This window comes from Modestobacter sp. VKM Ac-2984, assembly GCF_026967985.1.
In the GTDB taxonomy this organism is placed as follows: domain Bacteria; phylum Actinomycetota; class Actinomycetes; order Mycobacteriales; family Geodermatophilaceae; genus Modestobacter.
In genome coordinates this window covers 172,587-186,733 of record NZ_JAPVBJ010000009.1, presented here as the reverse complement: position 1 = coordinate 186,733, position 14,147 = coordinate 172,587, and the positions used below count along the sequence as shown (strand labels likewise).

9 protein-coding genes are annotated in these 14,147 nt (G+C 72.4%); 5 read left to right on the top strand and 4 right to left on the bottom strand.

The genetic code is table 11. The features are described from left to right. The 5 genes from O2W16_RS18125 to O2W16_RS18105 all read left to right on the top strand — a co-directional run bounded on the left by O2W16_RS18125 (window position 1) and on the right by O2W16_RS18105 (window position 6,960). Entirely contained in the window at window positions 1–3,474 is a 3,474-nt protein-coding gene (locus O2W16_RS18125; RefSeq protein WP_269160216.1) for an ATP-binding protein, read from the top strand. Next, window positions 3,471–4,646, top strand: a complete 1,176-nt coding sequence (locus O2W16_RS18120) for a Wadjet anti-phage system protein JetD domain-containing protein (protein ID WP_269160215.1) — start codon at window positions 3,471–3,473, stop codon at window positions 4,644–4,646. The genes O2W16_RS18125 and O2W16_RS18120 overlap by 4 nt, the downstream gene beginning before the upstream one ends. Window positions 4,647–4,875: 229 nt before the next feature. Further along, on the top strand, window positions 4,876–6,114 hold the full coding sequence (locus O2W16_RS18115) for a hypothetical protein (RefSeq protein WP_269160214.1): 1,239 nt from the start codon (window positions 4,876–4,878) through the stop codon (window positions 6,112–6,114). 49 nt (window positions 6,115–6,163) lie between these two features. Next, window positions 6,164–6,628, top strand: coding sequence for a hypothetical protein (locus O2W16_RS18110; RefSeq protein WP_269160284.1), 465 nt, complete (start codon window positions 6,164–6,166; stop codon window positions 6,626–6,628). Continuing rightward, window positions 6,511–6,960, top strand: a complete 450-nt coding sequence (locus O2W16_RS18105) for a helix-turn-helix domain-containing protein (protein WP_269160213.1) — start codon at window positions 6,511–6,513, stop codon at window positions 6,958–6,960. The genes O2W16_RS18110 and O2W16_RS18105 overlap by 118 nt, the downstream gene beginning before the upstream one ends. A gap of 19 nt (window positions 6,961–6,979) precedes the next feature. Here O2W16_RS18105 and O2W16_RS18100 read toward each other — a convergent pair whose 3' ends face one another. From O2W16_RS18100 to O2W16_RS18085, 4 genes are read right to left on the bottom strand one after another with little or no spacing between them, the layout of a single operon-like run. After that, a complete protein-coding gene (locus tag O2W16_RS18100) occupies window positions 6,980–10,330 on the bottom strand; it encodes a DUF2442 domain-containing protein (protein WP_269160212.1) in 3,351 nt (1,116 codons plus the stop codon). Beyond that, window positions 10,327–11,103, bottom strand: a complete 777-nt coding sequence (locus O2W16_RS18095) for an ATP-binding protein (RefSeq protein WP_269160211.1) — start codon at window positions 11,101–11,103, stop codon at window positions 10,327–10,329. Before O2W16_RS18095 ends, O2W16_RS18100 begins: the two co-directional genes overlap by 4 nt. Continuing rightward, a complete protein-coding gene (locus O2W16_RS18090; protein ID WP_269160210.1) occupies window positions 11,100–12,809 on the bottom strand; it encodes a Mu transposase C-terminal domain-containing protein in 1,710 nt (569 codons plus the stop codon). Before O2W16_RS18090 ends, O2W16_RS18095 begins: the two co-directional genes overlap by 4 nt. Beyond that, window positions 12,806–13,423 carry a hypothetical protein gene (locus O2W16_RS18085; protein WP_269160209.1) on the bottom strand — a complete coding sequence of 206 codons (618 nt, stop codon included), beginning with the start codon at window positions 13,421–13,423 and terminating at the stop codon, window positions 12,806–12,808. The genes O2W16_RS18090 and O2W16_RS18085 overlap by 4 nt, the downstream gene beginning before the upstream one ends. Between the last annotated feature and the right edge of the window lie 724 nt (window positions 13,424–14,147).

Genomic DNA, 14,147 nt, shown 5'->3' with positions numbered 1-14,147 from the left:
ATGACCACCAGTGAACTCGGCGATCTGCTCGCCCCCGCACCACGTCCCGTCGGGCCGGCATCCGACGGCCTGGTGGCCGACGCCGGACTGCTGTTCCACGTCGACGGCGCCACCGAGGGCACCACGCAGTGGAAGGCCGAGACCTTCCAGCTGGTCAACTGGGGTGGGTTCGAAGGTCGCGTCCGGTTCGACTTCCACCCCGGCGCGACCCTCATCTCCGGCGCATCGGGCACCGGCAAGAGCACGCTGCTGGACGCCTACATCGCGCTGATGATGCCCTCGGACACCTCCTTCAACGGCGCGTCCAACGACGCTGTCGGTGGGCGCGCCCGCAGCGCCGACCAGCGCAACCTGCTCAGCTACCTGCGGGGGCAGACCGACACCACCGCGGACGCCGATGGCCGGGAGACGGCCAAGGTGCTGCGCGGAGAGCGCACCGCCACGTGGGGCGCAATCGGGATGACGTTCATCGACGACCACGGCCGGCGGTTCACCGCGTTCCGCGTCTACTACGTGCCCGCCCGAGCACGTCAGGTCAGCGGTCAGGTGACGATGCGGATGGCCACCTACGACGGCGTGCTCGACTTCGCCGACCTGGCCGAGCACATCGGCGCCGGTGACCAGCATTTCGTGCCCAAGGCGCTCAAGGCCGCCTTCCCGGGGCTGAAGACCCACGACAGCTACGCCGCGTTCGCCACCACCCTGCACACGAAGCTGGGCATCGGTGCCAACGGCGACGGGGAGAAGGCGCTGCGCCTGCTGGTGCGCATCCAGTCCGGGCAGCAGATCAAGACCGTCGATGAGCTGTACAAGGAGATGGTTCTCGAGCGGCCGGCCACCTACGCCGCCGCCGACCGCGCCATCGAGCACTTTGACGACCTCGAAGCCGCCTACCTGGCCATGCAGACCGAGCAGGACAAGGCCACGCTGCTGACCCCGATCACCGACCTGCACCAGCGGCTGCTCACCGCCCGCGCCGAGGTGGAGACGATCGACACCTTCGGCCTGACGCACCCCGGAGACACCCCGGTCAAGCTGTGGAGCCTGCGCACCGAGGCCACGCTGCTGACCGACGCCGTGGACGCCAACGGGACGGCGCGGCAGCTGAACACCGACCGGCTGCGCGGCGCCCGCGAGGCCGAGCAGGGTCTCACCGGCGAGCTCGAAGTGGCCCAGGAGGAGCACCGCCGCAACGGTGGGGACGACCTGGCGCGGCTTGCCCGCGAGATCGAGGACAAGCAGCGGCTGCGCGAGGACCGGCTGGCCCGCCGGGCCACCCTCGCGGAGCGGACGACCGCGCTGGCCGCGCCGCTGGCCACCCGGGAGGACTTCGACCGGCTGCGCGCAGACGCCGACGCCTTCCTGGGCACGTTCACCGGTAGACAGGCGCGGGAGCAGAAGCAGCGTGATGACCTGATGCGCGAGCAGTTCCCGCTGTCTGAGCGCAAGGCCCAGCTGACCGCTGACCGGGACTCCTTCGCCGGCCGGGCCGGCCGCGTCCCCCGAGCACTGGACGAGATGCGCCGGCAGGTCGCCGCGGCGGCCGGTATGGACCCCAGTGAGCTGCCGTTCCTCGCTGAGCTCATCGACGTGGCCGCCGAGGATGACCGGTGGCGCACCGCCATCGAGACCGTCCTGGGCGCCAGCGCCCGGCTGCTGTTGGTGCCCCGTGAGCGGCTGGGGCACTTCTCGGCAGCGATCGACCCGCTGCACCTGCGCGGACGCTTGCAGTTCGAGGGCGTCCCCTCCCACCTGCCGCACACGCCCAGCAGCGACCGGGCGCGCGTGGCGGGAAAGCTGCTGTACGCCGACCACCCTTTCAGCGGCTGGGTCACCCGGCACGTGTCCGAGCCGGCCCGCAACGCGCTGTGCGTGGAAACCGCAGCCGACCTCGCCGGCGACGGCTACCGGGTCACCCGCGCCGGGCAGACCCGCTCGGGCAGCCGAGGCAGCCATGGCCGCAACGACACCGCCAACGTCATCGGGTTCTCCAACGCCGACGCAATCGAAGACATCGACGCCCAGCTGCGGAAGCTCACCACGCAGCTACACGAGCTCGACCAGCGGCGGGCGGAGGTGGACCAGAAGCTCGCCGGCCTCGGGCGTAGGCAGCTGGCATACGAGGCGGTGCAGGCCGCCCGCTGGGAGGACATCGACGTCGCCGGCGTCGAGGCGCGCATCGCGGAGCTGGAGAGCAACCGCCGCACCATCCTGGAGTCCGACGACCGGCTGCGCGCCATCGAAGCGCACATCAAGGCACTCAAGGCCCGCCTGGAGACCGCCCAGCAGCAGCGGTTCGCGTTGCAGGCCAGCAAGAAGGACCTCGACGCCCGCCATGGTGAACTCGCCGAACGGCAGGACGAGGTCACCGTCGAGCTCATCCGGATCGACGACGAGCATCGGGTCGTCCTCGGTGATGAGCAGACCACCCGGCTGGACAAGGAGTTCGCCGCGGCCGCCGCGCCGGGTGACCCGGCCAACCTGACGGACTTCACCAAGAACATGGCCCGGCTGTACCGCCGGCTCAACGACGCCGTCGACGGTGCACGTCAAGACGCCGAGCGCACCGCGGCAGAGCTCGGGCGGATCTTCATCTCCTACCAACACAGCTGGCCCGACCCCAACTTCGGCATCACCGCGGAGTCCTACCCCGACTACGCCCGCGTGCTGGACAACATCATCACCACCGGCCTGCACGCCCGCCGCGAGGAGTGGCGCCGGCGCCTCACGCTGTGGAGCGGTCAGGACCTGGTGCCGCTCAACGGCGCGATGCGCGCCGCGGTGGAGGAGATCGAGGACCGGCTCGCCCCGATCAACGACATCCTGGCCACGCTGCCCTTCGGCGCCGGCCAGGATCGGCTGCGCATCAAGCTGCGGCGCCTGACCCCTGAGCACGTCACCCAGTTCCGTCGAGACCTGGCGCAGCTGTCCTCGGTGGCCACCGCCGGCCTCGACGACGCCCAGATGGAACGCCGGTTCGCCGAGCTGCAGCAGTTCATGGCCCAGATCCGGCGCCGGGAGGACCCGCGGGCCACCGCAGAGCTGTCTGACCGAGACAGGCTGCTGGACGTGCGCCGCCATGTGGACATCACCGCCGAGCGGTACAACGACGCCGGGCAGGTGCAGAGCGTGCACTCCGCCCTCGGCGGCAAGAGCGGTGGGGAGAGCCAGGAGCTGGTCGCGTTCATCGTCGGCGCCGCGTTGCGGTTCCGCCTCGGCGATGAGCTGCGCGCCCGTCCCCGGTTCGCCCCGGTGTTCCTCGATGAGGGCTTCGTGAAGGCCGACGCCGAGTTCGCCGGCCGTGCTGTGCAAGCCTGGAAGGGTCTTGGCTTCCAGCTCATCGTCGGGGCGCCGCTGGACAAGGTCACCGCGCTGGAGCCGCACATGGACGACTTCCTGGCCATCACCAAGAACACCGCGACCGGGTACGCCTTCGTCGACCGCGTCGAGGACGCCCCCGGCGACCAGTCGTGAAGAGCCCTCAGCAGCTCCTGGCCGACATCGACCGGCGGCTGGGGAAGTCCTGGGCCGGTGCCCTCACCGGAACCGAGGACGCACCGGCCTGGCCGCACCCGTTCCCCATCGGTGAGCCGACCTCGGTTGAGCTGGCCGCCGACTTCACCACGACGATGCGGCTGGTGGACAGCTGGCGCAGCTGGGCGGCGCAGCACGGCCTGGAGGTGGCCTACCGCGGCCGCCGTGTTTCCGGCACGCCGCAGCAGCTGCCCACGCACCTGACGGTCCCCGACCTGGACACCGCCGCGCGGCTGTGCGCCGGGCCGTGGCCGGCCAGGCTCGACCGGGCCCGCTCCCGGGCCGCGGTCCTCACCGGCCGCTACCCCCATCTGCTCGCACCGGCCAGCACGCTCACCGCGGTCGACAAGCTCTCCGACGTCGACTTCGACCTGCTGTGCCGCGCCGCGGACTGGTTCGCCCACAACGATGCGACCGGGTTCACGCCCCGGCAGGTGCCCATCGCCGGCATGCACGCCAAGTGGCTCAACACCCGGCAGGCGCTGGTCCGTGAGCTCGCCGGCGTCGACGAGCTCGGGCTCCTGCCCGACCACCCGGCCCGCATCCACTTCACCTACCTCGACCCGGCGTACCGGGCCGCTGGCGGCCGCGTGCACGACTCCGCGACGGTCGGAGACAAGATGCAGCTGCCGTACCGGCCGCAGGTGGTGGTCATCTCGGAGAACAAGGACACCGCCATCCACTTCTCGCCGGTGCCGGGAGGGGTGTCGGTGGAGGGTGTGGGTCGCGGTGGCCGGACCGCGGCGAGTTTCGACTGGATCACCGGGGCGCCGCGCGTCATCTACTGGGGCGACATGGACGCCGACGGCCTGGAGATCCTCGACGGGTTCCGTGCCGCCGGGGTGCCCGCCGCGTCGATCCTCATGGACCCGGCCACCTACGACGCCTGGGAGCCCTACGGCACCAACGTGGACAAGAACGGCAAACCGCTGGGGCCGCGCCCACCACGACCGGTGCCGCACCTGACCGAACCCGAACGGCTGCTGTACGAGCAGCTCGCCTCACCGGGCTGGACCCGGCACCGCCGAATCGAGCAGGAACGCATCCCGCTGGGCGTGGCGCTTGAGCACGTGCACCGGGTGGCGCTGCCTGCGCCCCGATCCGTGGGGTGATGCCACCCGCCGGCAGTTGGCGCGCCCGTGGCCGACCTTCACCGGCGCCCCGCCGGCGGGCACCATGTCCAGACGTGAGTGACCGCCCACCCGTCGCCGTCTTTGCCCGGCCCGCCGGACCACGGCGGAACTCCCGATGAGCACACGCATCTGGCTGGACCCGACGGCCAGCGGCGGTCACCGCACCGCGCGGCGCATCGACGTCGAACCGGGCCGCTTCTTCACCAGGGTGACCCTGGACCGCGACAACTACGTCTACACGGCCCGCCAGCAGGGGCGGGGTGCCGAGGCAGAGCTGCGGCCGGGGTTCGCGGACGCGGTGAAGAAGTGCGTCGACGCCGCGTCGGACTACCTGTGGGTGCACGGCTACGCCGGCGGCTTCGTCCACTCGCCGGGCCCTGGGACCATCTCCATGTCCGTGCCGTTCCCGCTGGCCGACCAGGCTGCGGAGGCGCTGCGCGCGGCCGAGATGGACGGCGACTTAACCGGGCTCGAGGCGCTGACCGAGGCCGTGACCGTGCCACTGGACGAGTGGTTGCAGCCGGGCGAGCGGCAGCTGCGCCAAGGTGTCGACTTCACGTCCGCGCCGTCAGCGTTCCTGCAGTTCCTACGGGCGAGAGCGCGAGCGAGAGGTCTTCGGCTCAACGGCCGCGCTGAACCCGGTGCGGTGTGGGTGCACCCCACGATGCCGCCGGAAGCCGCGGAGCTTCGGGACCGCTATCCCGACCGGTTCGGCCACTACCCCGACCCAGCCTTGTACGCACAACCTGCCGACGATGATGGCGGGCCGCTGAGGCCCTACGTCGGCGCAAGGTCGGAGCGGCCGTCCCGGGACGCGACTCCGGTCGTGTTCCTGCAGCCACAGTCGGCGTCACTGAGTTCTGAGCAGTGCCCGTGCGGCTTCCCCGGAGCGGAGACCGACGACAACAACGCCGGCCACCTGCAGGGTCACATGCGGTGGTCGACCGGGGTGCTGATCCCGCGCAACCTGACCTGGTACGGCGGACACATCGCCGTGGTCAACGCCACGTCACCGGTCGGGTGGCGCAAGCTGGCCTACGGGTGCGCGCTGCTGCCAAGGCGGGAGAACCACTACGACTTCCCCTCGTTCGCCGTCGGTGACGGTGAGCCTGCTGAGGACAACGCGCGGGCCTACCTGTACCGGTCTGGCAGGCGGGTGGTCGGCTTCGTCTCGGTCTTCGACACCGCGCACGCCCGGTGGTACCCGCGGCCCATGGAGACGTCAGAGGGGGTGGTCCAGCCAACCGACGGTCAGCTGCGCCCGACCGTGAACGTGATCTTCACAGCGGGCATCTGGCGCCGCCGCGGTGTTGCCCAGGAGCTGGTCCGGGCCATTGCCACAGACGCTGACGTCGCAGTGTCGGAGGTTGCCTGGCACACCCCGTTCTCGGACGCCGGGCGCGGACTGGCCACGCGCATGGCCCCTGACGGAGCCTGGCTCGCCTGACCCACCGGGAGCCCTGCCCTGTCGCGCGCTGGATCCTAGGATGCGGCCCGTGAGCGAGTCAGACGACGACGGCAGCCGTACGTTCCTGCACTTCGATGGGCTTCCCGTGCTCAGCAGGTCGGCCTTCCAGCTGCACAGCTTCGCCGCGCTGAACAGCATCCAGGCCGGTCACCCTGGCTTCGTCAGCGACGACTACCTCAACGCAATCAGCGCCGAGACCAGCGTCACCGCGCTGGAACTGGAAGCCGCCGGCATGTGGCAGCGGCGCGACGAGGGCTACTTCATCGTCGCTGACGAGATGGTCGCCATGATGGTCAGCCACAACGAGGAGATGGACCGGCTCGCCGCTGCGTGCCAGACCCGCGGCGCGCACACCGAGGGAGAAGACGCAGGCGCATGGATCATCTGCGCCGACTGCGGGATCCCGCTGGTCCGGCCCGACGGGGGCCCGGTCGCGCTGCCCCATGGGGGCAAGCTCGGCCCGGATGCCCGCGAGGGCGGCGTCGCCAGCTGAGGTCACTGCGCGTCACCTCCCTGGGGGACGCGCAGCGTGGGGCACCTCGCTACCGTCGGCTCGTGCCGTACCCGCCCCGTCCAGAAGCGGGGGTTCGGCCGGAGCTCCGGGGTTCCGCCAGTCCTCGCCCTGACCCGCTGCTGCAGCAGCGAGTGGAGGCCTACATCGTTGAGCGGTACCAGGCCGGGGCGAGTCTGCGCGTCCTGGCCGAGGAGACAGATCGCAGCTTCAGTGCGATCCGCAACATCCTCGACCGACGTGGCATACGTCGAAGAGGCACGGGAGCCCCCCGGCTCACCGACGAGACCGACGCGGGAAGCCAGCTCAACTGATCTCGGTGTCGCTGGGCGGTCACAACGGTGTCGTGGCCGTCGCTGCGCCCGGGGCGTCAGCAGCGACAACGTTCACCCAGGCGCCCACCGCGTCCGCAGCAGCCGCGGCGAACGTCCGCAGCGCCTGGTAGCCGGCCTCGCCGGCCGTCAGCGTGACGACTAGGTCGCCGAGCTCGTCGACGCCCGGGTCGGTCAGTCCGTGCATGTCGGCCAGGTGCAGTAGCCGCGGGCCGGCGGCGAGCACCTGGTCGCGGGTGGCCGTGCGCAGTCCCGGCGGAGCCACGTCCGTCACCGGTCGGCCGACCCGGCGCAGCTCGACCGGGGAGATGTCCAGGCCGGTGGCCGGCCAGACGACGGTGCCGGCCTCGGGGTCGACGATGACGGTGGCGAACAGCTCGGGGTCCCGGAGTGGAGCGCCGACGTCGCCCCACAGGTAGGGCTCGACGTCGACGACGGTCACCGCACCGTCGGCCCAGGTCAGGCGCAGGGTGTACCCGCCGGCCAGCTCGACGCCGGTGACGTTGACGAACCGGTCGTCGCGGGCCGATCGCAGCGCGGGTCCGGCCTGCCGCCGCAGGAGCAGCCACCCGTCCTCGACGGATGCGACACGGACCCACGACCAGGCGGCCGGCGACCCGGCTAGCACCACCGCACCAACCGCCGGCGCGCCCGCTGTAGGCACCCGCGCCCACACGGTGCCCGGCTCCGCGGCCTCGAAGTTCAGGTCGGCGGGGATGAACGGGCCTGGGCCGACGATCCGAACATGCACCCGGCCGTCGCTGGTGACCTCGACGACCTGGACGAGCACCGGCTCAGCCTCGTCACCGGCCAGCAGGTAGGCCCCCGGTCGTACCTGAGCGAAGTCCCGGGCCTCGTCGGCGAACGCCCACGGCAGGTCCCGCTCGGAGGTGGACTGCACGTCCAACGGCAGGTCGATGCGGACAGGCGGTAATGGGACGGTCAGCCCGGGCAACGGCAGCTGCCCGGCCCCGGCGGCCGTGCGATGTTCACCGAGCGCCTCGGCCAAGCGGCGGGCGAGGTCGTCCCGCTCGGCGCGGACGGCGGTCAGCTCAGCGCGCAGGCGGCCGGCCTCCTCTACGCCGGGGCCTACGGCTGCGGCGTCCGGTGCGTCTGGTCCGGGCTGGCCGGGCGAGGTGGTGGTCACTGGTCCTCCTGCGAAGGGTCGAGCGCGGCGTGGGCGTCGGCGGGAACGGCTGGCTCCGCACGGGTCGGGGCGGGCACGAGGAGGGACACCGCGGCGTCGTCGGTCAGGCGCAGGTCGCCGACGTCGTCGCTGGTGAGGATGCCGGCGCCGGCGAGGGACCCGGCGGCGACCTTGTCGGCGTTGGAGCGGGCGAGCAGGTGGTGCCCGCCGCGACCGGAGGGAGGTGCGACGGCGCGGGTGAGGGCGGCGTGCACCAACCGCGCCTGGGTGAGGTGCCAGCCCGGTGCGAGCGGCGTCGTAGCGCAGCACGGCGGCCAGGGCCTCGGCAGGCAGTGCGTCGGCGGCCCGGATGAGCGACACGCGGTTCTGCAGCCGGTGCACCCGCAATCCGGCCGCCGGCGCGGTCAGTGCCAGGCCGTCGATGGCGGCGGCCAGCCGCTCGGCGGTCCAGCCCAGCACGTCGGCGAGGGTCTCGGTCGGCACCAGCACGCCGAGCGCGTGCAGCGCAGCGCCGACCAGCCGCACGTCCTCGGCGCCCTCGTCGCTGGTGCCGAGCCCGGTGGTCTGACCGGCCGGGACGGTCGGCGGTGTGGCCTGCGCCCGGTGGCGGGGGAGCAGGTCGGCGAGGTCGAGCCCGAGCAGCCCGGCGAGCCGCAGCAGCAGGCCCAGGGGCTGTTCGGCGTGGTTGGCGCCGGACTCCAGCCGGCCGACGACGGCGGTGGTGACACCCAGGCGCTTGGCGATGTCGTGGCGGGACAGTCGCAGTTCCATCTTCCGCCGGCGGAGCAGGTCGACGTCCAGCAGCGGCGCCGCCGCGGCCGTTCGGGAGTCCACGGTGGTCGCACGTGCGGCCGGTGTCATGACGCCCGGTGTGGTGTCTGGTGTGCCTGGCACCGGCGTGCCGAGGGCGGTGACGGTCACGCCCCAGCGGCGCAGCGTCGTCGCACCGTCGGGAGCCTGCCGCTCCACCAGCCGGCTGGTGACCACGACACCGAGCTCGGTCCGCGCCTCCGAGAGCAGCCGGGCCAGGCCCTTGTCCGACAGCTGGGTGCCGACGCTGGTCGTCAGCAGCGGTGCGTCAGGTGGAGCGCCGGAGGCCAAGCGCAGCAGCCGCTGCTCGGCGAGGTAGCAGGCAGCGTCAGGCTCGATCGTCACGGTAGAGCCGCCGGTGGTGACGGTGGTTCCGTCGAGTACGACGTCGGCGACGGTGAGCGCGCAGATGGCAGCCGACCCGAGGCGGGCCGCGGCCAGCGCGCACGCCGCGGCCCGGACCGGCAGCCGGTAGGCCCGCAGCCGCTGCCACACCTCGGGCGTGCGGGCGGTCGCCGACGGGGCCGCGGAGGCGGTGCCCAGGAGAGCGGGGACGTCGACCTGGATGAGCAGGCCACGCCACAGGCCGGCGACCTGCAGGCCGCGGACGTCGCAGAGGAACTGGGTGAGGGTGCCGGCGACGTCGTAGCGGGCCAGCAGCCAGGTGGCGAGGATTCCGGTGAGGTCGCCCGGGTCGGTGGCGGCGTCGAGCTGGTCACCGGCGTCGGTGACGGCGGCGGCCAGTCGTCGGTGCACCCAGGTCGCCTCCGGTGGGGTGAGCAGCCGGCGGCTGGCGGCCAGCAGGGTGGTGGCGTCGACCAGTGGCAGCTGCCGCGGCTCGACGGCGCTGGCGGAGGGAGCGGGTACCTGTTCGGCGGCCGGGTCGTCTGGAGGGCTGTTGGGGTCTTCCAGCAGGCCGGGCCACGCCGCTGCGGTGTCGGCGACGGTCACCTCGGCGGCGCACCAGTCGCCCAGGGTGGTGGTGACGGTCTCGGTGACCGGGGGAGCGGTGACCAGCCACAGCCGGGCGCGGGCGGCGGCGGCCAGCAGCACCAGGTCGGTGAGGGTGCTGTGGGTCAGGGACTCGGCGCCGGCGACCAGCACGTCGGTGATGCGGCCGGCGACCAGCCGGACCGGCAGTAGCTGCAGGTTCTCATCGCCGTTGCGGCCGGCGCCGGTGACGGTGAAGTCGACGCCGAGTGCGGCGAGCAGGTCGCGGGTGAGCCAGTCGGTGCGGCGCAGGCCGGGTCGCACCCGCACCGCGATGCGCCCATGATCGGGGTCGTTGGCCGATGCCGGCCGCAGCACGACGTCGTCATCGTTGGCCACGTGCAGCACCGTGAACCCGGCGGGCGGTGCGCTCGCCGGCACCGGCTGGATGAGGGCGGTGGTCATGCCGGGACCTCCCAGGCGTCGAAGCCAGCGAGCACGACCGCGCTGCCGAGTAGGCGGGTGGTGAGCGTGGAGTGGGTGGGCTTGCCGCGGGCGCCCAGCTCGTCGTTGGCGTTCTCGGCTGCGCGCATCAGCTGCGCCCAGCTCCGGAACCGGCCGGCGCAGTAGCGGGCGTCGATGCGCTGCAGCAGCTGGGGGTCGGCTCCGCGCAGCAGCGGATGCCACGCCTGCAGCGTCTTCAGCAGCTCCGCGCCGGTGAGCACGTCGAAGGCGGCGGTGCGGCCGCGCAGCCGGCTGCGGACACCGGGGACCCGGGCGGCCGCGGCCGGCAGCTCGCTGCCGACGAGGACGAGCGTCCACTCCGGAGCGGTTTCCTTCAGGTAGATGAGCTGGTCCAGTCCGCGGGCCTGGGCGCGGTGGGCCTCGTCGACGACGATGACCGGCGAGTGCTCGGTGAGCAGCTCGGCCAGGTCGTCGGTGCGGTAGTAGGACTCGCCGGTCGGGCGGCCGCCGGTGAGCTTCTGCAGCAGCCGGGTCGTCATCTGCGTGTGCGTGGCGGTCGGTTCGGGCTGCAGGTAGACCGCGAGCCGGCCCGCGGCAGTCATGCCCTCAAGGAAGGACAGCGCGCAGAACGTCTTGCCGGTCCCGGCCTCGCCCAGCAGCGCGGCGAGGTCGTTGTCGCTGGCCGCGCGCCGCAGCACGAGCATCGCCCGGTTGTAGGCGGTGGTCGGCACGTCTGCGCCGCCGGTGAGGCCGCGCAGGTGCTTGCTGTTCACGGCGCCACCGGCCCGCTGCTGAGGCCGTCGTCCAGGTCGCGGGCGAACTCATAGCCGAGCTCGTCGGCCAGTTCGTCGTCCAGTTCGTCGTCCAGCTCGTCGGCCAGGTCCCCGGGCCTCGAGCTGAGGTCTGTGGAGGACTCGGCGACTTCGGCGACGACGGAGTCAGCGCTGAACATGGCATCGAGGTCGGCACTCAGGTCGTCGGACGGTGCGTCGAACAGGTCATCGAGGTTGGCGGCCAGGTCGTCGCGGGCGTACTCGGCGGCGTTCTGCCCGTAGGTGGTCTCGGCCCCGCCGGTGGCCTTCGCCCGCTCGGCGACGGCGCGGCGCATCCGCGCCCCGTCGCGTTCGGCCTCCCGCAGCTGCTCGTACTGCCGGCGGCGCTCGACCAGCAGCGCGGTCCGCTGCGCGGGGGTGAGGGTGGCCGAGGGGTAGGCGGTGCACACCCACTCGTCGCCGCTGAACACCTCGATGAACTGGCGCTCCAGTTCCATGTTGGGCAGGTAGCGGACCGTGACCTTGCGGCCGACGAGCCGGTTGAGCCCGGCGGCGACGTAGTCAACGCCCTGGAAGCGGACGCCGTTCTTGTTGACCGTGCGGAGATGCTGCGTGGACAGCATCGCCGGCATCAGCTGCTCGATGGTGGCCTGTCGCAGCTGGTTGGTGTCGGCGGCCCAGGAGCGCAGCGGAGTGGTGTTCAGAGCTCCGTGCACGCGGGCGGTGTTGTACTCCTCCAGCGCCCACCGCTCGGCCTGGCTGATGAGCAGGTCTTCGCCCAGCAGTGCCGTCCCGCTGGTGTGGTTGCCCCAGTAGGCGTGCCCCGTGAAGGACTGCGGACCGTAGGCGTAGCCGGGCATGGTGCTGTAGCACTCGCTCTGGCTGATGCCGTGCCAGGACTCGATCTTGCCCTTCTCCCAGCCGGCGTACGGGGTCACGGCCGACCCCATCGTGGCCAGCGACACGACCAGTGCGGTGACCAGCTCGGCGAGGTTGGCCTTGGCGTTGTCCCACACAATCTGGTCGGGAATGCCACCGACCCACACCTCCTGGCCGTCCAGCAGGTAGGGCCGGCCGAGCACGCCGCGGGCGATGCAGGCGGCGACGTCCTCGGCGCGCGGTGGACCCGGGGTGAACACGGTGGCCATGACCATCCGGTGCTTGGACTCGATGGCGGTGGTCTGGTGCAGCTTCACCGGCTTGGCGCCGCGGGTCGGGATGACGAACACCGGCACCTCCTGGCTGTCGAGCTCCCAGACGGCGTTGCGCTCGGCGACCTCGACCTTCAGGTACATGCGGGAGGCGATGAGGGTCTTGGCCCCGTCACCCTTGACCGCACGGGCGATGCCGTTGTCGTCGTAGTTGCGCAGCGCGGCGGTGAACGCCTGGTAGGAGGGGGTGGTCGGGTCGGTGGCGCGCAGCTGCTGCCAGGCCTGCTTGAGGGTGTGCGTCGCCGACACCACGCCGAGTACTTGCGGGCTGACCTGCCAGCCGGTGCGGGGTGCCGGGTCGGGCACGTTGGCCACCCCCGCCACGCCGCCGGTGAGGTGCTCGGCGTGACCGGTCAGCCAGCGGCGCACCTGGCGAGGGCTCACTCCGGCGGCGACCGCGGCACGCCGGACCGCCTCGTCGGGCACGCTGCCATCGGGCCGCTGCGCGGCGACCGCGATGGCCAGCGCCGCACGCCGCAGCCAGCCGGCGGTCACGCCGCCACCCCGGCAGGAGTCACGAGCGCGCCGGCGTACCGGGTGCCGGCCAGCGGCACCAGCCCGCCGACCGGGTCGTGCAGCAGCGAGGTCGCCGGCGCCGACAGCGCCAGCAGCCGAACACCGGCCAGCCGCAGCCCGCAGCGCTCCGCCCAGGCGGTGGCCTGGGAAATGCGGGCGAAGGAGTCGGCGTCGGCCAGCGGGTGACTCGGCGGAGCGGTGCGCACCACATCGACCAACACCGCTCCGGCCGCGCTGCGCCAGGTCAGCGGCGCCTCCAGCGGCGCAACAGCGTCCAGCTCCCAGCCGGCGGGCAGCCGGAAGAAGCGGTCGTACACGCCGAGGAAGGCAGCCAGCTGCTGGCGGGTTGCGGCGTGCCGGGCCGGCATGCCGTGCGTGGCGACGATGCGGCCGGCCAGTGCCAGTGCGTCAGCGGCCCGCTCCCACGCGGGTCCACCGGCTGGAGTGTCCAGGTGCTCGGCGAGGGCGAGCTCGCACCGGCCATTCAGCGCCTGGTGAAATCCGCGGTAGCCCTTCTCCCCGGCTGGCCGCGCAAGCGCGGCGGTGGCCGGGGTGGGTCCGGTCGCCGGGGGGCGGTCGATGACGGCGTTCACGTGTGGTGGTCCTCTCGGTTGAGTGCTTGCCGGTTGGCGCAGCAGGTCGGGACCGTGCTCCCGTGGATCGGGTACAGCGATCCCTGATGCGCGACCGGTTGGCCCCCCGAGTCCAAGTGCTCGAAACGGCCAACGGCACAGCGCGGCTCGTTCCGGGCGTCGGAGCGCCCAGTCGTCTATCAGGTGTTCGAACGTATGTTCGACCAAGACACCGACAGTGCGCAAGATCAAGATGTCTGACAGTGGGCGATGTTGAGGTGGCCGACCTCGAGCCTGTGTCGTCCTCGGCGCCTGGGAAGCCGATGTGCCGCAGGGTCCGGTCAGGCTGCGCGAGCCCAGATCAAAGTGACGTGTCAGAGTCCGTCGGCGTGCCACTCAGGACGACCGCGTCGTTGTCCACGGCGGGGCTGCCCTGGCCGAGCGGGCGAGGCCGGCAGTCGCCGCGGTGCCCGTGGTGGCCGGCGGGTGGCTTCCTGACGACCGCATCGACGGCAGTCAGCTCGGCGTCGACGCGGCGCCGACACTGGCCGGGAGGATCGCCGCCGCGTGGTCGGCCCCGGCGACGGCCCCGGCGCGCTCGAGGACGCCGTCGCCGAGGCGTGGACCGGGTGTACCGCCCGCGAGCCCATCTGGACCGGTGCGGGAACCGACCTGCTCACCGGCACGCTGGTGCACACTTCCGGGCCGATGGCGTCCACCATCCACCGCTGCTCGACGTATCGGT

What these genes read in the sequence shown, in the direction of transcription:
- O2W16_RS18125 (WP_269160216.1), top strand. Translation starts at nt 1, where the DNA reads ATGACCACCAGTGAACTCGGCGATCTGCTCGCCCCCGCACCACGTCCC.
- O2W16_RS18105 (WP_269160213.1), top strand. Translation starts at nt 6,511, where the DNA reads ATGGATCATCTGCGCCGACTGCGGGATCCCGCTGGTCCGGCCCGACGG.
- O2W16_RS18100 (WP_269160212.1), bottom strand. Translation starts at nt 10,330, where the DNA reads ATGACCACCGCCCTCATCCAGCCGGTGCCGGCGAGCGCACCGCCCGCC.